Below are 22,663 nucleotides of genomic sequence, written 5' to 3' on the forward strand. Positions count from 1 at the left end.
GGTGCCCGGCGCTCCCTCAGCCGCCCGTTACTCGATCACACGCTGCGCCACCGGCGCATAGCCATGGTTGAGCGGCCCGTGGCCGTGGCCGGTGCGCACATCGGCCCCCGCAGCGATCGCGCCCAGAATGTACTGGCGGGCCAACCGCACCGCCTGCGCCAGCGGCTGGCCCAATGCGAGGTGCGCAGCGATCGCCGACGACAAGGTGCAGCCTGTGCCGTGGCCGTTGTGCGTGACGATGCGCGCAGCTTCCAGGCGGTGGCGCTCGTCGCCAGGCAGGGCCAGCACATCCACCACCCGGTCGCCCGGCAGATGCCCGCCCTTGAGCAGCACCGCGCGCGCGCCCAGCGCCAGCAGGTCGGTGGCGGCCGCGTCCAGCGCGCTTTCGTCGGCAATGGCGCGGCCCAGCAGCCAGCCGGCCTCGTCCAGGTTGGGGGTGACCACGGCGGCCAGCGGGAACAGCGCGCGCACCAGCGTGCCCACGGTCTCCTCGGCAATCAGCCGGTCGCCGCTGGTGGCGACCATCACCGGGTCCAGCACCACGTTGGGCAAGCCATGGCGAAGAATCGCGTCGGCCACCACCTGCACCACCTCGGGCGAATGCAGCATGCCGATCTTCACCGCGTCCACGCCGATGTCCTCGACCACGGCGTCGATCTGTGCGCGCAGCATCTCGGGCGGAATGCCGTGGATGCCCGTCACGCCGCGCGTGTTCTGCGCGGTGATGGCGGTGATCGCGGTCATGCCGTAGCAGCCCAGGGCGCTGAAGGTCTTCAGGTCGGCCTGTATGCCCGCGCCGCCGCCGCTGTCCGAGCCCGCGATGGTCAACACGCGCGCATAGCGCCGGCCACCGCCGGGCGTCTGTGTCTCTTGGTTCATGGCAAAAATTATCGGCCAAGCCGCAGCGCATTCAACGCAGCCGCGGCAACGCCAGAGCCTGCGCCACGTCAACAACAGGGGCACCACCCCTGTGCTGTAATGCCGGCCACGGACGAAACAGGGGTGTCCCCGCCGCACTAACAACGTGTTGACGAAAGCGGCAGGCGACTGAGAAATACCCTAAGCACCCGATCCAGGTCATGCTGGCGTGGGGAGTTTCAACAGCATCGGCGCGCCGCGCGCTCCCGTTTTGTCCTTTGGTTGTTTGGCCTGGCCTTTCATCACGGACACGATGCACACTTTCCCCACCCTTCGCTCCTCCTCCCGCGTCACCATCCTGGGCGCGGGCCTCATGGGCCGCCTGCTGGCCGTCGAACTCGCCCGCCAGGGCCACGCCGTTGAGGTGCACGAGGCAGGCACCCGTGCCGCCGAAGGCGCCGCAGCCTACGTGGCCGCCGCCATGGTGGCCCCCCTGGCCGAATCCATCGTGGCCGAGCCCGGCGTGGTGCGCATGGGCGTGCACTCGCTGGCGCGCTGGCCCGAGCTGCTGGCACCGCTGGCCGCACCGGTGTACTTCCAACATGACGGCACGCTGATCCTGTGGCACCGCCAGGATGCGCCCGAAGCCGCGCGCATGCGCCTGAAGTTCGAGCAGACCCAAGGCCTGGTGCCCGGGCTGCCGCGCATGCAGGCGCTGGACAGCGCTGGTGTGGCCGCACTGGAGCCCACGGCCGCACAGCGCTTCCACCAGGGCCTGTACCTGCCCGGCGAGGGCCAATTGGACAACCGCCAGGCCCTGGCCGCGCTGGCCGCCACCATGGACCAGTTGGGCGTGGTCACGCATTGGGGCAGCGCGCGCCAGCCGGCCGACTTCACTCCCGGCCAGGCCGGCCAGCCCGACTGGGTGCTGGACTGCCGAGGCCTGGGCGCGCGTGCGCAATGGCCGCAACTGCGCGGGCTGCGCGGCGAGGTGGTACGCCTGCACGCGCCCGACGTGACGCTGCAGCGCCCCACGCGCATCGTGCATCCCCGCTACCCGATCTACATCGCACCGAAGGAGAACCACGTGTTCGTCATCGGCGCGACCGAGATCGAATCCGACGACATGTCGCCCGCCAGCGTGCGCTCCACGCTGGAGCTGCTGAGCGCCGCCTACGCCGTACACCCGGGCTTTGCCGAGGCGCGTATCCTGGAGATCTCCACCCACTGCCGCCCCACCCTGCCCGACAACCTGCCCGCCGTGCGCGTGGTGCAGGATCGCGTGCTGGAGGTCAACGGTCTGTATCGCCACGGCTTCATGATCGCGCCGGCCATGCTCGATGTGGTCATGCAGGTGCTGAACACGGGACAATCCGAGCTCGCCCCTGAATTCGACCTCTCGCTGCAGCTCGACCGCGAAGCTGCGCTGCACACATGAACGTATTCATCAACCAAAACGCCGTGCAACTGCCCGATGGCGCCACCGTCGCCGACGCCGTGGCCCACCTGGCACCCCAGCCCCCGTTTGCCGTGGCCGTGAACCTGCAGTTCGTGCCCAGTGCCCGCTATGCCGCGCACGCCCTGCAGTCCGGCGACCAGATCGAAATCATTGCGCCGGTCACCGGCGGTTGAGCCTTTCACCCATGAACAGTCCTACCTCTTCCCCCGACACACTGGTGCTCTACGGCCAGGCGTTCCAGAGCCGCCTGCTGCTGGGCACCGCGCGCTATCCGTCCCCCGCCGTGCTGGAGGCCGCCGTGCAGCGCGCGCGGCCCGCGATGCTCACCGCATCGCTGCGCCGCCAGGGCAGCAACCCGGCCGAATCCGGCAGCAGCTTCTGGGAGTTGCTCAAGCGCCTGCAGGTGCCGGTGCTACCCAACACCGCCGGCTGCCATAGCCTGCAGGAAGCCATCACCACCGCCCATATGGCGCGTGAAGTCTTCGACACCCCCTGGATCAAGCTGGAGTTGATCGGCGACGACTACACGCTGCAGCCCGATACGCTGAACCTGGTGCAGGCAGCCGAGCAACTGGTCCGCGAAGGCTTCTACGTGCTGCCCTACTGCACTGAAGACCTGGTGCTGTGCCAGCGCCTGGTGGACGTGGGCTGCCAGGCCGTCATGCCGTGGGCGGCGCCCATCGGCACGGGCCGCGGCCCGGTGAATCCCTATGGCCTGCAGTTGCTGCGCGAGCGCCTGGACGTGCCGCTGCTCGTGGACGCCGGCCTCGGCCTGCCGTCCCACGCCTGCCAGGTGATGGAATGGGGTTACGACGGCGTACTGCTCAACACGGCCGTGGCCCTGGCGACCGACCCCGTGCAAATGGCCGGCGCCTTTGCCGATGCCGTGGCCGCAGGCCGCGCCGCCCGCATGGCCGGCGCGATGACACCGCAGGAGGCGGCGCAACCCAGCACGCCCGTGCTGGGCACGCCGTTCTGGCACCACGCGCAGGGCTGAGCATGCCGCAAGCCGCCGCGCCATTGCCTTCCGCAGCCGCCATGGAGCAAGCCATCCGCCAGCACCATGCGTCGGCGTTTGCGGACTTCCCGCCCCAGCCGATGCCGGCGACAACCGTGGAAGACCCCGTGTACCGCGCAGCCCTTGCGGCCTGCAGCGCCCTGGGTTTCATCGCCCATGACGCAGACTGCCTGGCCCGCGCCTGGGCTGCGCAGACGCGGCGCACCGGCCGCTTCGACCCGGCGCAGTGGCCCGACGAGCCCGCCGACTTCGGACTGCAGCCGCGCCCCCATGCGCACCCCTTTGCAGCCTGCCCGCAGAACCTGGGTCTCTACGCCGTATTGCCCGATGCCCAATGGGTGGGCCGCATGGCGCAGGCCGGCGTGCCGACGGTGCAGCTGCGCTTCAAAAGTGACGACCCTGCGGCCATCACACGCGAGGTACGCGCCGCAGTGCAGGCCGTGCAAGGCACCGCTTCGCTGCTGTTCATCAACGACCATTGGCGCCAGGCCATCGCGGCCGGGGCCTATGGCGTGCACCTGGGCCAGGAGGATCTGGATGCGCTGAGCCCCGAAGAGCTGCGCACGCTGCGCGAGTCCGGGGCGCGCCTGGGCGTGAGCACGCATGGCTACGCCGAGATGGTGCGCGCCGACGCGGCCAGCCCCAGCTACATCGCCATGGGCGCGGTGTTCCCCACCACGCTCAAGAAAATGGCCACAGTGCCCCAGGGCGTGGCGCGGCTGGCGGGCTATGCCCGGCTGATGCGCGGCTATCCGCTGGTTGCCATCGGCGGCATTGGCCTGGCCCAGTTCCCGCAAGTGCTGGCCACCGGAGTGGGGTCGATCGCCGTGGTGCGCGCCGTGGTGGCGGCCGATCAGCCGGAAGCCGCTGCGGCGCAGCTCATGCGGGCCATGGACGCCGGCAGGCGATAGCCCCGTCCGCGCACGGGGGGCGTTCGCGCTTCAGAAGCGGTTCTTTTGCGACTGCTCCAGTTCGAAGCGCAACTCCAGCTTGTCGTTTTCCATGCCAAAACCCACGGCCTGCCCTTGCGCGGGCGCCGGGGTGACGGGCACGGGCGGCAGATCGCTGAGGGTGATGTGAGGCGGCCCGGACACGTCCACGTCCACCGCGGCGGCGCAAGTGGATGCTGGCGAGCCGTCATCCACCGGCAGCAGCGCCAGGCCGGCCGCCATCGAGTCCAGCGACCGGCCCGTCCCATCCTGCGCGCCCATCGGGTGGAGCGCTGGCGTGGCACGCGGGGTGGTGCGCGCGCGGGGCGGCGGCGCACCGCGCAAATGTGCGGGCGTGGTCTGGGCGATGGACAGCAGCAGCAGCAGATCGTCCAGCGCCGCCAGGTCGAAGGGCCCCTCGCCCTGCGTCTGTCCCCGGTGAAATAAGAGGCCCTCCAGCACGGCCAGGACCTCGGGCGAGGACCATGCCGCCTCGACCCGTGCCAGCGCCTCGGGGTGGTCTTCCAGGCTTCGGCCCAGTTGCTGGAACTGTGCAAATGGAGGCACGCGTACATTGAACCGCTCCTCGACCTGCGCGCGCAGGCCGTCGAAGCTGTCGGTTCGCCCCAGTTGGTGGTACAGGCGCAGCAGTTCGAGATGCGCCAGCGGCGAGTCTTCGCCGTGCTGCGCGATGTATTGGCGCAGCACATGGATCGCCTGCTCGTGCTCGCCCACCGAGGTGAAAAATTCAGCCTGCTGTTGCAGATCGAACAGCGACTCGGGCTGCACACCAGACTGGGCCCTTGCCTGCAAGGGCTCCACAGCCGGCGCCGCCACCGCGGGGCCTGGAGCCGCCGCGGGTGGACTCACTGGCGCGGTAGTAGGCGTGAGCGGAAGCGGCCCACTGTCCGGCCCCTGCGGCGGCGGCGCCGTCGGCTGCCAGACATCGCGCGCATCCGGCTCCACCTGCAGCCGGAGCTTGCCGTCAGGGCCTTCCGCGGCCACGGCCCCGTCCCGCAGGCCACCGCTGAGTGCCACCGAGTCACGCCATGCCTGCAGCGCCTCGCGCCGCGTGCGGCGCAGCAGCCAGGCAATGCAGGCCAGCGCGAGCACCAGCAGCCCCGCGAGCATGTACACCACGGTCGCGGGGAACCCCTGCGACTCCACCTGCGCCAGGCGCTCGCGCAGCTCAGTCGCCGTTGCGCGCTCGCGCTCCACCAGCTGGCCCTGCGCGGCCGCATCAGCCTCGAGCCTCTTGAGCCGCTCTTCAAACCGCTGTGTTTGGGCCGTCGAAGTGTCCAGCGCCTGCCACCACGCGGCCGACTCCGCACGCAAGGCCTCGCTGGGGCGCGGCGACATCTGGGGCGGCTCGCGCGTGAGCTGCAGCGCGGAGGCATTGTCAGGACCCAAATCCAGGGGTTCCATTACCAGGCGGGAGGGAGCCGCCGCAGCCGCGGGCGGCGAGGCTTTGGCGCTGGTGCGCAGCGTCGTGGCGGTCTTAGCTGCCCGCGATGGGCGTGCCGCCCGCTCGGCCGGGGCATGCGTGGACGCCGCGGGAACACGCGGCTGCGCACGAGGCCGCCGGACCGTGCGTGCGTCCTCCCCCTCGCCGCCCAATGCATTCCGCACTTGCGGCGCAGCGCGTGGTGCGGGCACCGCCAGGCGCGACAGATCGATGGGCTGCCGTGCCGCTGGGGGTGCAGTGCCGGGCGGGTCTGCCAGGAACGTGTAGGTGCGCGACACACGCCCTTCGCAGCCGGCGGTGAGCGTGGCAGTCAGCACCGGCTCATCCACGGGAATGAGCGCCTGCACGCGCACCATCGGAATGGCGCCTCCTTCCAGGGGAGTGACATGCACACGCGTTTCGGGGACAGTGGTTGCGCCTAAGACCAGCCGCGCCCCGAGGCAGGAAGACGCGACGGTCTTGCCGGGATCGGGCCGTACCTCGAAGGTGAGATCGATCGTGGACCCCAGAACCACTGTGCCGTGGCTGCCGCCAAGCGAAAGCGCGCTGGCCCCAAACGCTGCGGCATAGATCCAGGCGCCGACAAGTAGGTTACGCATAAACACAATGGTTTCAATTTGTTTATAAATTTTGCCATAACCCTGTCGCATCCGATAGCGCTAGATAATTGCCGCCATGCAAACGGTCTTCACTTCAATCGGCATCGTGGGCACTGGCGCCATGGGCCGCGGCATCGCGCAGATCGCCGCCCAGGCAGGCAGCACGGTCTACCTCTACGACACCCATGGCGGCGCCGCCGACGCCGCCCGCACCCACATCCAACAGCAGTGGCAGCGTCTGGTGGACAAGGGTCGGCTGGACGAGAGCCTGTTGCCGGCTCTGGTGCAGCGGCTGGTTCCCGTCACGTCGCTGCACGACTTCGCGGCTTGCGAATTGGTGGTGGAAGCCATCGTCGAGCGACTGGATGCCAAGCAGGAACTGCTCAAACAGCTCGAAGCCATCGTCTCGCCCGAAGCCGTGCTGGCCAGCAACACGTCATCGCTGTCCATCACCGCCGTGGCCGCACCGCTGCAGCGGCCGCAGCGCATGGCAGGCTTTCACTTCTTCAACCCGGTGCCGCTGATGAAGGTGGTGGAGGTCGTGGCCGGCCTGCGCACGGACCCCCATGTCTGCACCCGCTTGGCCGGCTATGCGCGCGCCATGGGCCACACCCCGGTGATGGCGCAGGACACGCCGGGCTTCATCGTCAACCACGCAGGGCGGGGCTACGGCACCGAGGCGCTGCGCATCGTGAGCGAGGGCGTGGCCGATTTCGCCACCGTGGACCGCATCCTGCGCGACCAGGTGGGCTTCAAGCTCGGCCCCTTCGAGTTGCTGGACCTCACCGCGCTCGATGTGTCGCACCCGGTCATGGAGTCGATCTACCGCCAGTACTACGACGAGCCGCGCTTTCGCCCCAGCGTGATCACGGCGCAGCGCTTGAGCGGCGGCCTGCTGGGCCGCAAGTCCGGCGAGGGCTTTTACCGCTACGTGGACGGTGCGCCCGAGCTGCCGGCCGAGCCGCCGGTGCCCGAGGTATCGGGCCTGCCGCCGGTCTGGGTCTCCACGCGCGCAGCCCGCCGCGCCGAGCTTTACCAGTTGCTCAAGGACCTGGGGGCAACGATCGAGACGGGCACCTCGCCCTCGGCCCAGGCGCTCACACTGGTCGCGCCACTCGGCTTTGACGTGACCACCGTGGCCGTGGTGGAGCGCCTGGACCCCGCACGCACCATCGGCATCGACATGCTGATCGACGACGCGGCCACCCGCCGGCGCGTGCTGGCGACCAACCCCGCCACACGCGAAGACATGCGCGACGCCGCGCACGCGCTGTTCGCGCGCGACGGCAAGCCAGTGAGCGTGATCCGCGACAGCGGCGGCTTCGTCACACAGCGCGTCGTGGCCAGCATCGTCAACATCGCCGCGGACATCTGCCAGCAGCGCATCTGCAGCCCCAAGGACCTGGAGACCGCCGTGACCCTGGGCCTGGGCTACCCGCTGGGCCCGCTGGCCATGGGCGACCGCTGGGGCCCCACCAACATCCTGGAAGTGCTCTTCAACATGCAGACCGTGTACGGCGACCCGCGCTACCGCCCCAGCCCCTGGCTGCGCCGGCGCGGCGCCATCGGCCTGAGCCTGACGCACGAAGAACCCTGACCCTGCCACCACCCGCGCCGCCATGCCCGCCGAACTGCAAAGCACCAGCCAGGGCCAGACCCTGGTCCTGACCCTTCGCCACCCCGAACTGCGCAATGCCCTGGAGCCGGCCATCTGCGCGGCGGGCATCGAAGCCCTGAACGTGGCGGAGCGCAATCCCGACGTGCGCTGCGTGGTCATCACGGGCGCGGACGGCCTGTTCAGCGCCGGCAGCAGCCCCCAGCGGCTGCAGGCGTTGCGGCATCAGAGCGCGCCAGCGCAGGTGCATGGCCTGGATCTGCTGCACCACTGGATCGAGGCGATACGCACCCATCCCAAGCCCGTGATCGCCGCCGTGGAGGGCGAAGCCAAGGGCGCGGGGTTTTCACTCGCGCTGGCATGCGACCTGATGGTGGCCGCGCGCAACGCGGTGTTTGCCATGAACCATATCCACGCGGGCCTGTCGCCCGATGGCGGCGCCAGCTGGAGCCTGGCGCAAATGCTGCCCCGCGCGCTGGCGCATGAGATCCTGATGTGCGGCGACCGCATCGACGCCGCACGACTGCAGCCCCTGGGCATGGTCAACCGGCTGGCCGATCCCGGCCGCGCCCTGCATGAGGCGCTGGCGCTGGCCCAGCGCCTGAACGATGGCCCGCCCCATGCGCTGGCGAGCATCAAGGAACTGGTGAGCGAGGCGCGGCACCACAGCTTCACCGAACAGCTCGCGCTGGAGCGCAGCCACTTCGTGCGCAACCTCCAGCATGCCCCGGCGGGCGAAACCCGGGCGGCGTCTGCCGACCCACGCGCTTAAAGCTACTATTTTTATAGCTGCTAGCGCTTGACGGTCAAGCGCCAGCGGCTTGTCTCATTCAAACCCATCCATGGCATTGCTGGCTCCGCGGCAGCGGCGCCAGCACGCGCGCGCCCGCGGACGCCCATGTGACAGCCCGCTCCCCGCGCTCCGGTCCCTCACGCGACAATGGACTGCAACCCAGTCACGCAAACGACAGACCATGGACGATCCGATTCTTACCATCGATGAACGCGAGGCGATCAACTCAGGTCGCTGGTTTTCTTCCCTCTCCCCTTCTTTGCGCCACGACATACTGCGATGCTCCTACGTCAAACGCTTCAAGGATGGCGCACTCATCGCAGCACGCGGCGACCCGCCCGAGGAATGGATTGCCTGCGCGCGCGGCGCCGTGCGCGTGAGCTCCACCTCGATCTCCGGCAAGCAGATCACGCTGACCTATGTGGAGCCGGGCATCTGGTTCGGCGACGTGGCGATCTTCGACGGGGACCGGCGCACGCACGACGCCTATGCGCATGGGGACACCACCATCGTCTGCGTGGCGCGGGCAGACTTCCGCAAGATCCTCGCGCAGCACACCGAGCTCTACGAAGCCATGCTGCGCCTGCATGCACGGCGCATCCGGCAGCTGTTCGGGCTGGTGGAAGACCTCAACACCCTGCCCCTGCGCTCGCGGCTGGCCAAGCAGTTGCTGCACCTGGTGCGCAGCTATGGCGTGCCCAGCCTGTCCGACGGCAACGAAGTGCGCATCAGCCTGCAACTGGCCCAGGAAGAACTGGCGCAGTTGCTGGGCGCGTCACGCCAGCGCGTGAACCAGGAGCTGAAGGCCATGGAGCGCGAGGACGCCATCCGCATCGAGCCCGGCGGCCTCGTGATACGCGACCGGGATGCGCTGATGCGCATCTCCGAAGCCAACCAATGAGCCAGGTTTACAAAAACCATAGCTTCCAGCGCTTGTCCCGCAATGGCTTCCATGTGAAAAGTCTTTGAATTCCATAGCTGACAAGCGCAAGCAGCTCACTTTTTTGAAAGAACCCTCCATCCCCATGAGCAACTTCGAGCACTTCATCGGCACACGCCCCGTCTCCGAGCAGCATGCCTTCGACACCGACGCGCTCACTGCCTGGCTGTCGCAGCATGTGGAAGGGTTTGCCGGACCGCTGACGGTGGAGATGTTCAAAGGCGGCCAGTCCAACCCCACCTACAAGCTCGTGACTCCCACGCGCAGCTATGTGATGCGCGCCAAGCCCGGCCCCGTGGCCAAGCTGCTGCCGTCGGCACACGCCATCGAGCGCGAATACGCGGTCATGCGCGGGCTCGCCGGCACCGACGTGCCCGTGCCGCGCATGATTGCGCTGTGCGAGGACGAGTCCGTCATCGGGCGCGCGTTTTATCTGATGGAGTTCATGCAGGGCCGCGTGCTGTGGGACCAGTCGCTGCCTGGCATGCAGCCGGCCGAACGCGCGGCGATCTACGACGAGATGAACCGCGTGATCGCTGCCCTGCACCGGGTGGACTTCACGGCGCGCGGCCTGGCGGACTACGGCAAGCCGGGCAATTACTTCGAACGCCAGATCTCGCGCTGGAGCAAGCAGTACACCGCCTCGGTCACCCAGCCCATCGCCGAGATGGACGCACTGATGCAATGGCTGCCCGCGCACATGCCCGACAGCGCGCGCGACGCAACCCGCGTGTCCATCGTGCATGGCGACTATCGGCTGGACAACCTCGTGTTTCACCCCACCGAGCCACGTGTGATCGCGGTGCTGGACTGGGAGCTGTCCACCCTGGGCCATCCGCTCGCGGACTTTGCCTACCACTGCATGAGCTGGCACATCCCCGCATCGCTAAGCCGGGGCATCGGCGGGCTGGACCTGGCGGCGCTGGGCATCCCGTGCGAGCGCGACTACATCCAGCGCTACTGCGAACGCACCGGCATCACCGACGTGGATGCGCTGCACCGGGACTGGAACTTCTACCTGGCCTACAACATGTTCCGCATCGCCGCCATCCTGCAAGGCATTGCCAAGCGCGTGGAGGCCGGCACGGCCGCCAGCGCACAGGCCAAGGCCGCAGGCGCCACCGCACGGCCCATGGCGCAGCTGGCGTGGTCCTTCGCGCAAAAGAGTTGATCCCCTTCCCCACTGACGAGAAAGCACCCCATGGACTTCGATTACTCGCCCAAGACCAAGGAACTGCAGGCGCGCCTGATCCAGTTCATGGACGACCACATCTACCCCGCCGAGAAGGCCTATGCCGAGGAAATGGCAGCCAACACCGCCGCGGGCAGGCGCTGGACACCACTGCAAATCATCGAAAACCTGAAACCCAAGGCACAGGCCGCGGGGCTGTGGAACCTGTTCCTGCCGGTGGACACCGCCCAAGCATCGGGCTACGAAGGCGCCGGGTTGACCAACGCCGAGTACGCGCCGCTGGCGGAGATCATGGGCCGCGTGCTGTGGTCGAGCGAAGTGTTCAACTGCTCGGCCCCCGACACGGGCAACATGGAGACCATCGCGCGTTATGGGTCCGAGCCTATCAAGGCCCAGTGGCTCAAGCCGCTGCTGGAAGGGCGCATGCGCTCGGCCTTTGCCATGACCGAGCCCGATGTCGCCTCCAGCGACGCCACCAACATCGAAACGCGCATCGAGCGCCAGGGCGACCATTACGTGATCAATGGGCGCAAGTGGTGGACCAGCGGCGCCAACGACCCGCGCTGCAAGGTGTTCATCACCATGGGCAAGACCGACCCCGAGGCGCCCAAGCACTCGCAACAAAGCATGATCGTGGTGCCAGCCGACACGCCAGGCATCACGGTGGTGCGTGCACTCAACGTGTTCGGTTATGACGATGCGCCGCACGGCCACGCCGAAGTCCTCTTCGAGAACGTGCGCGTGCCGGTGGACAACATCCTGCTGGGCGAAGGCCGTGGGTTCGAGATCGCCCAGGGACGCCTGGGCCCCGGGCGCATCCACCACTGCATGCGCCTGATCGGCCAGGCCGAGCGCGCGCTGGAACTGATGTGCCGCCGCGCCAGCAACCGGGTGGCCTTCGGCAAGACGCTGGCACAACAGAGCGTGACCCAGGAGCGCATTGCCGAAGCCCGCTGCAAGATCGACATGGCGCGCCTGCTCACGCTCAAGGCCGCCTGGATGATGGACACCGTGGGCAATAAGGTCGCCAAGACCGAGATCGCCATGATCAAGGTCGTCGCCCCCAGCATGGCCTGCCAGGTGATCGACTGGGCCATGCAGGTGCATGGCGGCGGTGGCGTGAGCGACGATTTCCCGCTCGCCTACGCCTATGCCAACGCGCGCACCCTGCGCTTCGCCGACGGCCCGGATGAGGTGCACCGCAACGCCATTGCCAAATGGGAACTAGGCAAGTACGGCACCTACGGTCGTGGTGCTGCCCAACCGGTCACCCGCGGCGCTTGAGCGCAGCGGGACCTTGCTCCGCAGTTGAAGATCCGGTCCCGGCCTGGCCTACCCATTGGGGTGGCTAGGCCGCAAGTTTTTATCAACCTGCGTTCAAGTCTTCGCTGCGGCAGCTCCCTGCACGAGGCCTGGCGCCGCACGGAGGAAGGCACGGACCGGCCAGACAGCCAGTGAGTAAAAGCAGCGCGGCATTTCACAAGATAAAATCACCGGTTCCTTGGTTCTGCCCTGCCTCATGAAGAAACACTCGCCGGACGCGCCCGCCAAACCCAGTGTCCAGGTGCTGGAGCGCATGTTCCAGTTGATTGACGTACTCGCTTCGCGCGAGGAAGCCATCTCGCTGAAGGAGATCAGCGAGAAGACGGGCCTGCATCCGTCCACCACCCACCGCATCCTCAATGACCTGACCATCGGCCGTTTCGTGGACCGTCCTGAGTCGGGCAGCTACCGCCTGGGCATGCGCCTGTTGGAGCTGGGCAATCTGGTGAAGGGGCGCCTGAACGTGCGCGACGCCGCGATGGCACCCATGCGGCAATTGCACAAGCAGATCCAGCAGCCGGTGAACCTCAGCGTGCGCCAGGGGGACGAGATCGTGTACGTGGAACGCGCCTACAGCGAGCGTTCGGGCATGCAGGTGGTGCGCGCCATTGGCGGCCACGCCCCGCTGCACCTCACCTCTACGGGCAAGCTCTTCCTTGCGGCCGACGATCCGCAGCGCGTGCGCGCGTACGCCACGCGTACCGGCCTGCCAGGCCACACGCGCAACAGCATCACCCAGTTGCCCATCCTGGAACGTGAACTGGGCAAGGCGCGCCAATACGGCATTGCGCGGGACAACGAGGAGTTGGAACTCGGGGTGCGCTGCATCGCGGCGGGGGTCTTTGACGACCAGGGCCAGCTCGTGGCAGGCCTGTCAATTTCAGCGCCCGCCGATCGACTGGATGACGGATGGCTGCCCAAGCTCCAGTCCACCGCCGATGAAATCTCCCAAGCGCTGGGTTATACGGCGGGGCAGCGCACGGCGCTGGACGGCCCGCTCAAGACCTGAATGGCCTGACGCCAGCCGTCCGGCGGGCGGGTCGCAAGACGCATGCGGCCCGTGGCCACAACCGCGGCTAACCGTTGGTTCCTGCGTGCAGGATGGCGCCGGCGCTGGGGTGGGTCTTCTCGACCCAGGAGCGCACGCGCTCCGCGTCGCCCAGACGGCTGAACTTTCCTGCCGAATCGAGGAACACCATGATCAACTTGCGGCCCGCCACCTCCGCCTGCATCACCAGGCAGCGCCCCGCTTCCGAGATGTAGCCGGTCTTCTGCAGGCCGATATCCCAGGAAGGGCTCTTCACCAGCCGGTTGGTGTTGTTGTATTGCAGGGTGCGCCGGCCAACGGCGACCTCGTGGCTTGGAGACGTGGAGAGTTCACGCAGCAATGCGTCGCCATGCGCCACATTCACGAGCGTCGCCAGATCGTGCGCGCTGGACTGGTTGCGGCTGGACAGGCCGGTGGGCTCGACAAAGCGCGTATCCGCCATGCCCAGCAGCTTCGCCTTGGCATTCATGCGCGCCACGAACGTATCCAGCCCGCCTGGGAACGTGCGTCCCAGCGCATGGGCGGCGCGGTTCTCACTGGACATGAGTGCCAGGTGCAGCAGTTCACCGCGCGAGAGTGTCGTTCCCACCGCAAGCCGCGAGCCGCTGCCCTTTTCCGTATCCACGTCGTCCTGCGTGATCGTGATGAGCTCGTCCATGGGCAAGTTCGCCTCGGAAACCAGCAAGCCGGTCATCAGCTTGGTCAACGAAGCGATGGGCAGCACGGCATGGTCATTCTTGCTGAGGAGAACTTCCTTCGTGTCCTGATCGATCACCAGTGCCACGCTCGACTTCAGGTCCAGCGGATCGCTCACATCGTGCAGCCCTGCCAACTGCCCGAATGAGAGGCGCGCGGGCTCCGCCGCTACGCGCACGGGCGCACGGGCACTCACCGCAGACGCGCGCGCCGCCTTCACGGCCACGGTCCGGCGGGGCGCCTTGGCCGACGATTTGGCGGGGGTGCGTTTGGCAACCGTGGTGGACGCGGCTTTTTTTGCCACCGCCTTCTTGCGTTCGGCCGCATGCACGCCGGGCGAGGTCAATGCGATACCCATCACCAGAAGGGCCAATCCCTGAGAGATACGGGAGACGATGCGAGCGCGCATATGCATCAAATGCTCCAAGCAGCAAAAACTGTGTGGCAGTGTACAAAATCAAAAAAAGTCGCGCAAGATCAATACCTTGCGCGACTCTTTTAGAAAGTGCCTGAATTATAGGACGCGGTATCAGCCCTGTGCTGCCACGCGCTCAGCTTTACTTTGTAATTTATTCAGGGCACTGAGGTAGGCTTTGGCCGATGCCACCACGATGTCGGGGTCGGCCCCTACGCCATTCACCACCCGGCCGGCGCTCTGCAACCGCACGGTGACTTCGCCCTGGCTTTCGGTGGAGCCACTGATGGCGTTCACCGAGTACAGCACCATCTCGGCACCGCTGCGCACATGCGCCTCGATGGCCTTCATCGAGGCATCGACCGGGCCATTACCCTCCGCGGAGCTGCGGACTTCCTTGCCGTCCACGGTGAACACGATGGTCGCCTCGGGCCGTTCGCCCGTCTCGCTGTGCTGCGCCAGGGACACGAAGCCGAACTGCTCCTTCTCGCTGGTCACGCTTTCGTCGCTCACGAGTGCCAGGATGTCCTCGTCAAAGATCTCGCTCTTGCGGTCGGCGAGTTCCTTGAATTTGGCAAACGCCACGTTGATTTCGCCTTCGCTCTCCAACTGGACGCCCAGTTCCTGCAGACGTTGCTTGAACGCATTGCGGCCGCTGAGTTTGCCCAGCACGATCTTGTTGGCGCTCCAGCCCACGTCCTCGGCGCGCATGATCTCGTACGTGTCGCGCGCCTTGAGCACGCCGTCCTGGTGGATGCCCGAGGCGTGGGCGAACGCATTGGCGCCCACCACGGCCTTGTTGGGCTGCACCACAAAGCCGGTGGTCTGGCTGACCATGCGGCTGGCGGCCACGATGTGCTGGGTATCGATGCCGACGTCCAGGCCGAAGTAGTCGCGCCGCGTCTTCACGGCCATCACCACCTCCTCCAGCGAACAATTGCCCGCACGCTCGCCCAGGCCGTTGATGGTGCACTCCACCTGGCGTGCCCCACCGATCTTCACACCCGCCAGCGAGTTGGCGACCGCCATGCCCAGATCGTTGTGGCAGTGCACGGACCAGATGGCCTTGTCACTGTTGGGAATGCGCTCGCGAAGGTTCTTGATGAAGTTGCCGTACAGCTCGGGAATGGCGTAACCCACGGTGTCGGGCACGTTGATCGTGGTGGCGCCCTCCGCGATCACCGTCTCGATCACGCGGCACAGGAAGTCCGGGTCGCTGCGGTAGCCATCCTCGGGGCTGAATTCGATGTCCTCCACCAGGTTGCGTGCAAAACGCACCGCCTGCCTGGCTTGCTCCAGCACCTGCTCGGGCGTCATGCGCAGCTTCTTTTCCATGTGCAGCGCGCTGGTGGCGATGAACGTGTGGATGCGCGCGCGGTTTGCCTCTTTGAGCGCCTCGGCAGCACGGGCGATGTCTCGGTCGTTGGCACGTGCCAGCGAGCAGACCGTGGAATCCTTCACTGCGCGCGCAATGGCCTGCACCGATTCGAAGTCGCCGTTGGAACTGGCGGCAAAACCCGCCTCGATCACATCCACACGCAGCCGTTCCAGTTGACGGGCAATGCGCAGCTTTTCATCGCGCGTCATGGAAGCTCCCGGCGACTGCTCGCCGTCGCGCAAGGTGGTGTCGAAAATGATGAGCTTATCGGTCATGGATCGTCTCTTGAGGTCGTTGTGGGGATAGGGAATCAGGCAACCATCACCTGGGCTTGGACTTGTGGAGCACGCTGCAGCCCCGAAAGAATGGCACGGATCGAGGCTGACACGATGTTGGCATCCATGCCCACGCCATATACGGTGTGGCGATCATCGATGCGCATCTCGACATAGGCCACGGCCTTGGCGTGGGCGCCCTCGCTGATGGCATGTTCGTTGTAGTCCAGCACGCGCACATCGCAGTCCAGCGCAGCGGCCACGGCCTGCACGAATGCGTCGATCGGGCCTGTGCCTTCGCCTTCAATCTGCAGCGTCTGGCCTTGCCAGGGCAGTTGTCCGCGCAATGCAACCGTGCCGTTTTCGCCTTCCATACGGTATACCGGCGTTGCTGCCTCGTCCAGACGGTATTCGCGCTCGAACAAACTCCACAGATCGGCGGCCGTGAGCTCCTTGCCGCTGGCGTCCATTTCGCGCTGCACTGCCTGGCTGAACTCGATCTGCAAGCGCCGCGGCAGTTGCACGCCGTATTCACTCTCCAACAGATACGCGATGCCGCCCTTGCCGGACTGGCTGTTGACGCGAATGATGGCTTCATAACTGCGCCCCAGATCCTTGGGATCGATCGGCAGGTAGGGCATCTCCCAGATGTCGCCTTCGCGCCGGGCGGCAAATGCTTTCTTGATGGCGTCCTGATGCGAACCGGAGAACGAGGTATAGACCAGATCGCCCACGTACGGATGGCGCGGGTGCACGGGTAACTGGTTGCAATACTCCACGGTGCTGCGGATGCCGTCGATGTCCGAAAAGTCCAGCCCCGGATGCACGCCTTGCGTGTACATGTTGAGGGCCACGTTCACCACGTCCAGGTTACCCGTACGTTCGCCGTTGCCGAAGAGGCAGCCCTCCAGGCGGTCGGCGCCCGCCATCAAGGCCAGCTCCGCCGTTGCCGTGCCGGTGCCGCGGTCGTTGTGCGGGTGCACCGACAGCACCACGCAGTCGCGGCGCTGGATGTGGCGGTGCGTCCACTCGACCATGTCCGCGAAGATGTTCGGCGTGGAATGCTCCACCGTGGTCGGCAGATTGATGATGCACTTCTTCTGGGGTGTCGGCTGCCACACGTCGGTCACCGCATCGATCACACGCTTGGAAAACTCCAGTTCGGTGTCCGAGTACATCTCAGGCGAATACTGGAACGTCCAGTCGGTAAGGGGGTACTGGGCAGCAATGTCCTTGAACATCTGCGCGTTGCCACGCGCCAGCTCCACGATTTCCTCCTCGCTCATGTCCAGCACCACGCGGCGCATCACGGGCGCGGTGGCGTTATAGAGGTGGACGATGGCGCGGGGCGCGCCTTCCAAAGCCTCAAACGTGCGACGGATCAGATGGTCGCGCGCCTGGGTCAGCACCTGAATGGTCACGTCGTCAGGAATGCGGTCTTCCTCGATGAGCTTGCGCACGAAGTCGAACTCGACCTGGGAGGCCGACGGGAAGCCTACCTCGATCTCCTTGAATCCGATCTTCACCAGTTGCTCGAACATGCGCATCTTGCGCGCGATGTCCATGGGCTCGATCAACGCCTGGTTGCCGTCGCGCAGGTCCACACTGCACCAGATGGGCGCGCGGTCGATCACCGCGTCGGGCCAGGTGCGGTCCGTCAAGCGCACGGGGGCAAAGGGACGGTATTTGGCGGCGGGGTTCTGCAGCATCGGAATTCTCTCTTTCGTGGAACAAGGTAGGTGTCTGACCTGTGCTCCAGCGACCCCGGAAAAACAAAAACGGCCCGTCGCTGGTGCTCACGGGCCGTGGGAAGTAGGTGTGTACGCGCGCGCTACTATGCCTGCCCGAGGGACAAGTTCAGTAGTAGTGCTAGCGACAGGAAATGCATGCGAACGACTCTAGCACAAAAAACCCACGGCGACACGCAGGGCTACTCGTGCAACCCGCGCTCCTCGGGCTCGTCCTTGGAGGTGCTGATCACGCTGGCCCGATACCCCTTGGCGCGCCGCCATGCATACACGCCGTAGCCGCTCAATCCATAAGCCACGAAGATGCTGAACAGCACCGTGGGCGCATGGATGTTGATGATGGCGATCCCCAGCACGATGAGCACGATGGCCGTGAAGGGGACGCTGCGCTTGAGGTGCAGGTCCTTGAAGCTGTAGAACGGCGCATTGGTCACCATGGTGAGCCCGGCGTACAGCGTCAGCCCGAACATCACCCAGGTGAGCTGGCTCCAGGTCAGCAGGCCGTCCTGCCCGCGCTGCACACCCGCGTCGGACAGCAGCCAGATGAAGCCCGTCACCAGCGCCGCCGCGGCCGGAGATGGAAGCCCCTGGAACCAGCGCTTGTCCACGGTGCCGGTGTTGACGTTGAAGCGCGCCAGCCGCAGGGCAGCGCATGAACAGTAGACGAAGGCCGCGATCCAGCCCCAGCGCCCCAGGCCGCTGAGGGCCCACTCGTAGGCGATCAGTGCAGGCGCCACGCCGAAGGACACCATGTCCGACAGCGAATCCATCTGCTCACCGAACGCGCTTTGCGTGTTGGTCATGCGCGCCACGCGACCATCCAGGCTGTCCAGCACCATGGCGCAGAAGACTCCCACCGCCGCATAGTCGAAGCGGCCATTCATGGCCATGACAATGGCGTAGAACCCGCCAAACAACGCTGCCAGCGTGAACAGGTTGGGCAGGATGTAGATGCCCTTGCGGCGCTTGCGCACCATCACGCCCGTGTTTTCGGCGGCGTCGTTGCCATCATGCATTCAATCGACCTCCAGCGCCCATCCAGCAAGCGCCAACAGCTATTAAATCAATAGTATTTTTGTTCCGCACACGCGTGCGGAAAAGGACGCAGTGTAGCCGCTGCCCCACACGCAAAAAAGGCCACCGGGGTGGCCTTGGGGAAAGACGCCAGCGCGGCCCGGCCGCGCTCACGCATCAGTTGCGCGTCTGGTCCACCAGCTTGTTCTTGGCGATCCAGGGCATCATCGCACGCAGCTGGGCACCCACCACTTCGATGCTGTGGTCGGCGGTGTTGCGGCGGCGGGCCGTCATGCTCGGGTAGTTCAGGCGGCCTTCCTGGATGAACATCTTGGCGTAGTCGCCGTTCTGGATGCGCTTCAGGGCATTGCGCATGGCGGCGCGCGACTGCTCGTTGATCACTTCAGGGCCGGTCACGTACTCGCCGAACTCGGCGTTGTTCGAGATCGAGTAGTTCATGTTGGCGATGCCGCCTTCGTAGATCAGGTCCACGATGAGCTTGAGCTCGTGCAGGCACTCGAAGTAGGCCATCTCGGGGGCGTAGCCGGCTTCCACCAGCGTCTCGTAGCCCATCTTGATCAGCTCGACAGCGCCACCGCACAGCACGGCCTGCTCGCCGAACAGGTCGGTCTCGGTCTCTTCCTTGAAGTTGGTCTCGATGATGCCGGCCTTGCCGCCGCCATTGGCCATGGCGTAGGACAGCGCCAGGTCACGCGCCTTGCCGGACTTGTCCTGGTGCACGGCCACCAGGTGGGGCACGCCGCCGCCCTGGGTGTAGGTGTTGCGCACGGTGTGGCCGGGGGCCTTGGGCGCCACCATCCACACATCCAGATCGGCGCGGGGCACGACCTGGTTGTAGTGCACGTTGAAGCCGTGGGCGAAGGCCAGCGAGGCGCCCTGCTTGATGTGGGGCTCGACGTTGTTCTTATAGACCTCGGCGATCTGCTCGTCGGGCAGCAGGATCATGACGACGTCGGCTTCCTTCACGGCGTCGTTCACTTCCTTGACCGTCAGGCCGGCCTTGCCGACCTTGTCCCACGAAGCGCCGCCCTTGCGCAGGCCGACCACGACCTTCACGCCGCTGTCGTTGAGGTTTTGGGCATGGGCGTGGCCTTGGCTGCCATAGCCGATGATGGCCACGGTCTTGCCCTTGATGAGGCTCAGATCACAGTCTTTGTCGTAGAAAACTTTCATGGTCGCTCCGGTTGGGATTCTGTTCAGGGGGAAAGGAAAACGGGGGGATTGTCGTACTTACACACGCAGGATGCGTTCGCCACGGCCGATGCCGCTGGCGCCCGTGCGCACCGTCTCCAAAATGGCGGTACGGTCGATGGCCTGCAGGAAAGCGTCGTTCTTGGACTGGTCGCCGGTCAGCTCGATCGTGTAGCTCTTTTCGGTCACGTCGATGATGCGTCCGCGAAAGATGTCGGCCATGCGCTTCATCTCTTCGCGCTCCTTGCCCACGGCGCGCACCTTCACCATCATGAGTTCGCGCTCGGTGTAGGCGCCTTCGGTCAGGTCAACCACCTTGACCACCTCGATGAGGCGGTTCAGGTGCTTGGTGATCTGCTCGATCACGTCTTCCGATCCATGGGTCTGGATGGTCATGCGCGACAGGGACGCGTCCTCGGTGGGCGCCACGGTCAGCGATTCGATGTTGTAGCCCCGCGCGGAAAACAGGCCAACGACGCGCGACAGCGCACCCGGTTCGTTCTCCAGCAGGACGGCGATGATGTGTTTCATGGGATGAGCTTCCTCTTCTCGCTGCCCTCCCCTGGCGCCGGTAAGCGCCAGGCTTGGCAGACAATAGATTCGTCAGAAAACGCTATTAAATAAATAGCTACTAGCGCTTGCCAGGCAAGCGTTACAGGCCCTTTTGATGCTTAAAGGTCTTCCGACCCCAGCAGCATCTCGGTGATGCCCTTGCCAGCCTGCACCATCGGGAACACGTTCTCGGTGGGGTCGGTCCGGAAGTCCAGGAACACCGTGCGGTCCTTGAGCTTGCGCGCTTCGCGCAGCGCCGGCTCCACGTCCTGCGGGCGCTCGATGAGCATGCCCACGTGGCCATAGGCCTCGGCCAGTTTCACGAAGTTGGGCAGCGCGTCCATGTAGCTGTGGCTGTAGCGGCCCGAGTATTCAATTTCTTGCCACTGGCGCACCATGCCCAGGTAGCGGTTGTTGAGCGACAGCACCTTGATAGGGGTGTTGTACTGCAGGCAGGTGGAGAGCTCCTGGATGTTCATCTGCACCGAGCCTTCGCCCGTCACGCAGAACACCTCAGACTCGGGCTTGGCCAGCTTGATGCCCATGGCATAGGGAATGCCCACGCCCATGGTGCCCAGGCCGCCGGAGTTGATCCAGCGGCGCGGCTCGTCGAACTTGTAGAACTGGGCGGCCCACATCTGATGCTGGCCCACATCGGAGGTGACGTAGGCGTCCGCATCACGGGTCATGTTCCACAGCGTCTCGATCACGTACTGCGGCTTGATCACCTCGGTGTTCCCGCGGTCGTACTTCAGGCAGTCGCGGCCGCGCCAGTTCTCGATCTGCTCCCACCACGCCGACAGCGCACCAGCGTCGGGGCGTGTCGTGGTCTCGCGGATCATAGAGATCAGCTCGGTCAACACGTCCTTGACATCGCCCACGATCGGAATGTCCACCTTCACGCGCTTGGAAATGCTCGACGGGTCGATATCGATATGGATGATCTTGCGCTCGTTCTGCGCGAAATGCTTGGGATTGCCGATCACGCGGTCATCAAAGCGCGCGCCCACGGCCAGCAGCACGTCGCAGTTCTGCATGGCATTGTTGGCCTCGATCGTGCCGTGCATGCCCAGCATGCCCAGGAATTTGCGGTCGGTGGCCGGGTAGGCACCCAGACCCATCAGCGTGTGGGTGACCGGATAGCCCAGCATGTCGACCAGCGTGCGCAGCTCGGGCACCGCATTGCCCAGCAGCACGCCGCCTCCGGTGTAGATATAAGGTCGTTTCGCGGCCAGCAGCAGTTGCAACGCCTTGCGGATCTGGCCGCCATGCCCCTTCTTGACGGGGTTGTAAGAGCGCATTTCCATGCTCTGCGGATAACCATGGAAAGCCGTCTTCTTGAACGACACATCCTTCGGGATATCCACCACCACGGGGCCGGGGCGGCCGGTGCGCGCAATATGGAAGGCTTTTTTGAGCGTCACCGCCAGGTCGCGCACATCTTTGACCAGGAAGTTGTGCTTGACGATGGGGCGCGTGATGCCAACGGTGTCGCACTCCTGGAAGGCATCCAGCCCGATCGCGGGCGTGGGCACCTGGCCGGAGATGATCACCATGGGGATCGAATCCATATACGCCGTGGCGATGCCCGTCACGGCATTCGTCAATCCGGGGCCGGAAGTCACCAGCGCCACCCCGACCTCGCCCGTCGCGCGGGCATAACCGTCGGCCGCATGCACCGCCGCCTGTTCGTGGCGCACCAGCACGTGCTGAATGGTGTCCTGCTTGTACAGCGCGTCGTAGATGTACAGCACGGCGCCGCCGGGGTAACCCCAGATGTACTGGACGTTCTCGGCCTGCAGAGCCTTGACGAGAATCTCGGACCCCATGAGGTCCTGGGCGCCGGGAGAAGATGAGGAGTTGCCGCCGCGAGAGGCCGCAGCCGCCGACGTGAGTTCGGCCTTGGAGATTTCCATGATCAACCTTTGCGAATTTCTCTAACGAAAAACCTTGGGTGCCCCTTGTACGAACTCTTGTGAAGCCGACTTGGGACTTGAGGCCTCGGCCATGGGCGCCATGAGTGTTGCGCCGGACCGGGACCCGTTTGCCTTTTTGAATTGCAGTACACATTATTGCACTGCACACATGCAGTTGGCGCAGCACGGCATAAAAAATACGCGGCAATGCGATAATC

General features: G+C 65.8%; 19 protein-coding genes and 1 riboswitch. Of the genes, 10 read left to right on the forward strand and 9 right to left on the reverse strand.

Features of this window, described 5'->3' with window-relative positions; genetic code table 11:
* Positions 1-27: 27 nt before the first annotated feature.
* Positions 28-879 (reverse strand): bifunctional hydroxymethylpyrimidine kinase/phosphomethylpyrimidine kinase, encoded by an 852-nt coding sequence (thiD, locus tag HND92_RS11055; RefSeq protein ID WP_047351324.1) that lies wholly within the window; start codon positions 877-879, stop codon positions 28-30.
* A gap of 109 nt (positions 880-988) precedes the next feature.
* Positions 989-1,111, forward strand: a riboswitch (TPP riboswitch).
* A 60-nt stretch (positions 1,112-1,171) separates the two neighbouring features.
* Between thiD and HND92_RS11060 the strand changes: the two genes are divergently transcribed.
* The 4 genes from HND92_RS11060 to HND92_RS11075 are packed head-to-tail and all read left to right on the forward strand — an operon-like array spanning position 1,172 to position 4,246.
* Complete coding sequence (locus tag HND92_RS11060) at positions 1,172-2,296, forward strand: FAD-dependent oxidoreductase (RefSeq protein ID WP_172207004.1); 1,125 nt, start codon at positions 1,172-1,174, stop codon at positions 2,294-2,296.
* The gene (thiS, locus tag HND92_RS11065) at positions 2,293-2,490 is read left to right on the forward strand and encodes a sulfur carrier protein ThiS (protein ID WP_011805049.1); all 198 of its coding nucleotides are present in this window, start codon (positions 2,293-2,295) and stop codon (positions 2,488-2,490) included. The genes HND92_RS11060 and thiS overlap by 4 nt, the downstream gene beginning before the upstream one ends.
* An 11-nt stretch (positions 2,491-2,501) precedes the next feature.
* Positions 2,502-3,314 (forward strand): thiazole synthase, encoded by an 813-nt coding sequence (locus tag HND92_RS11070; RefSeq protein WP_172207006.1) that lies wholly within the window; start codon positions 2,502-2,504, stop codon positions 3,312-3,314.
* A 2-nt stretch (positions 3,315-3,316) separates the two neighbouring features.
* Positions 3,317-4,246, forward strand: coding sequence for a thiamine phosphate synthase (locus HND92_RS11075; protein ID WP_172207008.1), 930 nt, complete (start codon positions 3,317-3,319; stop codon positions 4,244-4,246).
* Between the two features lie 30 nt (positions 4,247-4,276).
* Here HND92_RS11075 and HND92_RS11080 read toward each other — a convergent pair whose 3' ends face one another.
* On the reverse strand, positions 4,277-6,121 hold the full coding sequence (locus HND92_RS11080; RefSeq protein ID WP_371814753.1) for a FimV family protein: 1,845 nt from the start codon (positions 6,119-6,121) through the stop codon (positions 4,277-4,279).
* A gap of 283 nt (positions 6,122-6,404) precedes the next feature.
* Here HND92_RS11080 and HND92_RS11085 point away from each other — a divergent pair, with 283 nt between their 5' ends.
* From HND92_RS11085 to HND92_RS11110, 6 genes are all read left to right on the forward strand, one after another.
* Entirely contained in the window at positions 6,405-7,925 is a 1,521-nt protein-coding gene (locus HND92_RS11085) for a 3-hydroxyacyl-CoA dehydrogenase (RefSeq protein ID WP_047351329.1), read from the forward strand.
* 22 nt (positions 7,926-7,947) lie between these two features.
* Positions 7,948-8,715: an oxepin-CoA hydrolase, alternative type gene (locus tag HND92_RS11090; RefSeq protein ID WP_172207012.1), complete on the forward strand. Its 768-nt coding sequence runs from the start codon at positions 7,948-7,950 to the stop codon at positions 8,713-8,715.
* A 202-nt stretch (positions 8,716-8,917) separates the two neighbouring features.
* Entirely contained in the window at positions 8,918-9,637 is a 720-nt protein-coding gene (locus HND92_RS11095) for a Crp/Fnr family transcriptional regulator (RefSeq protein ID WP_011805043.1), read from the forward strand.
* 124 nt (positions 9,638-9,761) lie between these two features.
* Positions 9,762-10,847 (forward strand): phosphotransferase, encoded by a 1,086-nt coding sequence (locus HND92_RS11100; RefSeq protein WP_123675750.1) that lies wholly within the window; start codon positions 9,762-9,764, stop codon positions 10,845-10,847.
* A 30-nt stretch (positions 10,848-10,877) separates the two neighbouring features.
* On the forward strand, positions 10,878-12,152 hold the full coding sequence (locus HND92_RS11105; protein WP_172207014.1) for an acyl-CoA dehydrogenase family protein: 1,275 nt from the start codon (positions 10,878-10,880) through the stop codon (positions 12,150-12,152).
* A 235-nt stretch (positions 12,153-12,387) separates the two neighbouring features.
* Positions 12,388-13,200, forward strand: coding sequence for an IclR family transcriptional regulator (locus HND92_RS11110; RefSeq protein WP_172207016.1), 813 nt, complete (start codon positions 12,388-12,390; stop codon positions 13,198-13,200).
* A gap of 67 nt (positions 13,201-13,267) precedes the next feature.
* Here the strand turns inward: HND92_RS11110 and HND92_RS11115 are convergent, their stop codons facing one another.
* The 7 genes from HND92_RS11115 to HND92_RS11145 all read right to left on the reverse strand — a co-directional run bounded on the left by HND92_RS11115 (position 13,268) and on the right by HND92_RS11145 (position 22,445).
* Positions 13,268-14,350, reverse strand: coding sequence for a serine hydrolase (locus HND92_RS11115; RefSeq protein WP_172207018.1), 1,083 nt, complete (start codon positions 14,348-14,350; stop codon positions 13,268-13,270).
* A 114-nt stretch (positions 14,351-14,464) separates the two neighbouring features.
* Positions 14,465-16,003, reverse strand: coding sequence for a 2-isopropylmalate synthase (locus tag HND92_RS11120; protein ID WP_015913456.1), 1,539 nt, complete (start codon positions 16,001-16,003; stop codon positions 14,465-14,467).
* A gap of 35 nt (positions 16,004-16,038) precedes the next feature.
* Complete coding sequence (gene leuA / locus HND92_RS11125; protein WP_172207020.1) at positions 16,039-17,712, reverse strand: 2-isopropylmalate synthase; 1,674 nt, start codon at positions 17,710-17,712, stop codon at positions 16,039-16,041.
* Positions 17,713-17,933: 221 nt separating this feature from the next.
* A complete protein-coding gene (pssA, locus tag HND92_RS11130; RefSeq protein WP_011805036.1) occupies positions 17,934-18,767 on the reverse strand; it encodes a CDP-diacylglycerol--serine O-phosphatidyltransferase in 834 nt (277 codons plus the stop codon).
* A gap of 175 nt (positions 18,768-18,942) precedes the next feature.
* Positions 18,943-19,959 carry a ketol-acid reductoisomerase gene (gene ilvC / locus HND92_RS11135; RefSeq protein WP_011805035.1) on the reverse strand — a complete coding sequence of 339 codons (1,017 nt, stop codon included), beginning with the start codon at positions 19,957-19,959 and terminating at the stop codon, positions 18,943-18,945.
* Positions 19,960-20,016: 57 nt separating this feature from the next.
* On the reverse strand, positions 20,017-20,508 hold the full coding sequence (gene ilvN, locus HND92_RS11140; protein WP_011805034.1) for an acetolactate synthase small subunit: 492 nt from the start codon (positions 20,506-20,508) through the stop codon (positions 20,017-20,019).
* A gap of 140 nt (positions 20,509-20,648) precedes the next feature.
* Positions 20,649-22,445 (reverse strand): acetolactate synthase 3 catalytic subunit, encoded by a 1,797-nt coding sequence (locus HND92_RS11145; protein WP_172207022.1) that lies wholly within the window; start codon positions 22,443-22,445, stop codon positions 20,649-20,651.
* Between the last annotated feature and the right edge of the window lie 218 nt (positions 22,446-22,663).

Source organism: Diaphorobacter sp. JS3050, from assembly GCF_013154915.1.
GTDB lineage: Bacteria > Pseudomonadota > Gammaproteobacteria > Burkholderiales > Burkholderiaceae_C > Diaphorobacter > Diaphorobacter nitroreducens.

What these genes read in the sequence shown, in the direction of transcription:
- thiD (WP_047351324.1), bottom strand. Translation starts at nt 879, where the DNA reads ATGAACCAAGAGACACAGACGCCCGGCGGTGGCCGGCGCTATGCGCGC.
- HND92_RS11060 (WP_172207004.1), top strand. Translation starts at nt 1,172, where the DNA reads ATGCACACTTTCCCCACCCTTCGCTCCTCCTCCCGCGTCACCATCCTG.
- thiS (WP_011805049.1), top strand. Translation starts at nt 2,293, where the DNA reads ATGAACGTATTCATCAACCAAAACGCCGTGCAACTGCCCGATGGCGCC.
- HND92_RS11070 (WP_172207006.1), top strand. Translation starts at nt 2,502, where the DNA reads ATGAACAGTCCTACCTCTTCCCCCGACACACTGGTGCTCTACGGCCAG.
- HND92_RS11075 (WP_172207008.1), top strand. Translation starts at nt 3,317, where the DNA reads ATGCCGCAAGCCGCCGCGCCATTGCCTTCCGCAGCCGCCATGGAGCAA.
- HND92_RS11085 (WP_047351329.1), top strand. Translation starts at nt 6,405, where the DNA reads ATGCAAACGGTCTTCACTTCAATCGGCATCGTGGGCACTGGCGCCATG.
- HND92_RS11090 (WP_172207012.1), top strand. Translation starts at nt 7,948, where the DNA reads ATGCCCGCCGAACTGCAAAGCACCAGCCAGGGCCAGACCCTGGTCCTG.
- HND92_RS11095 (WP_011805043.1), top strand. Translation starts at nt 8,918, where the DNA reads ATGGACGATCCGATTCTTACCATCGATGAACGCGAGGCGATCAACTCA.
- HND92_RS11100 (WP_123675750.1), top strand. Translation starts at nt 9,762, where the DNA reads ATGAGCAACTTCGAGCACTTCATCGGCACACGCCCCGTCTCCGAGCAG.
- HND92_RS11105 (WP_172207014.1), top strand. Translation starts at nt 10,878, where the DNA reads ATGGACTTCGATTACTCGCCCAAGACCAAGGAACTGCAGGCGCGCCTG.
- HND92_RS11110 (WP_172207016.1), top strand. Translation starts at nt 12,388, where the DNA reads ATGAAGAAACACTCGCCGGACGCGCCCGCCAAACCCAGTGTCCAGGTG.
- HND92_RS11115 (WP_172207018.1), bottom strand. Translation starts at nt 14,350, where the DNA reads ATGCATATGCGCGCTCGCATCGTCTCCCGTATCTCTCAGGGATTGGCC.
- HND92_RS11120 (WP_015913456.1), bottom strand. Translation starts at nt 16,003, where the DNA reads ATGACCGATAAGCTCATCATTTTCGACACCACCTTGCGCGACGGCGAG.
- leuA (WP_172207020.1), bottom strand. Translation starts at nt 17,712, where the DNA reads ATGCTGCAGAACCCCGCCGCCAAATACCGTCCCTTTGCCCCCGTGCGC.
- pssA (WP_011805036.1), bottom strand. Translation starts at nt 18,767, where the DNA reads ATGCATGATGGCAACGACGCCGCCGAAAACACGGGCGTGATGGTGCGC.
- ilvC (WP_011805035.1), bottom strand. Translation starts at nt 19,959, where the DNA reads ATGAAAGTTTTCTACGACAAAGACTGTGATCTGAGCCTCATCAAGGGC.
- ilvN (WP_011805034.1), bottom strand. Translation starts at nt 20,508, where the DNA reads ATGAAACACATCATCGCCGTCCTGCTGGAGAACGAACCGGGTGCGCTG.
- HND92_RS11145 (WP_172207022.1), bottom strand. Translation starts at nt 22,445, where the DNA reads ATGGAAATCTCCAAGGCCGAACTCACGTCGGCGGCTGCGGCCTCTCGC.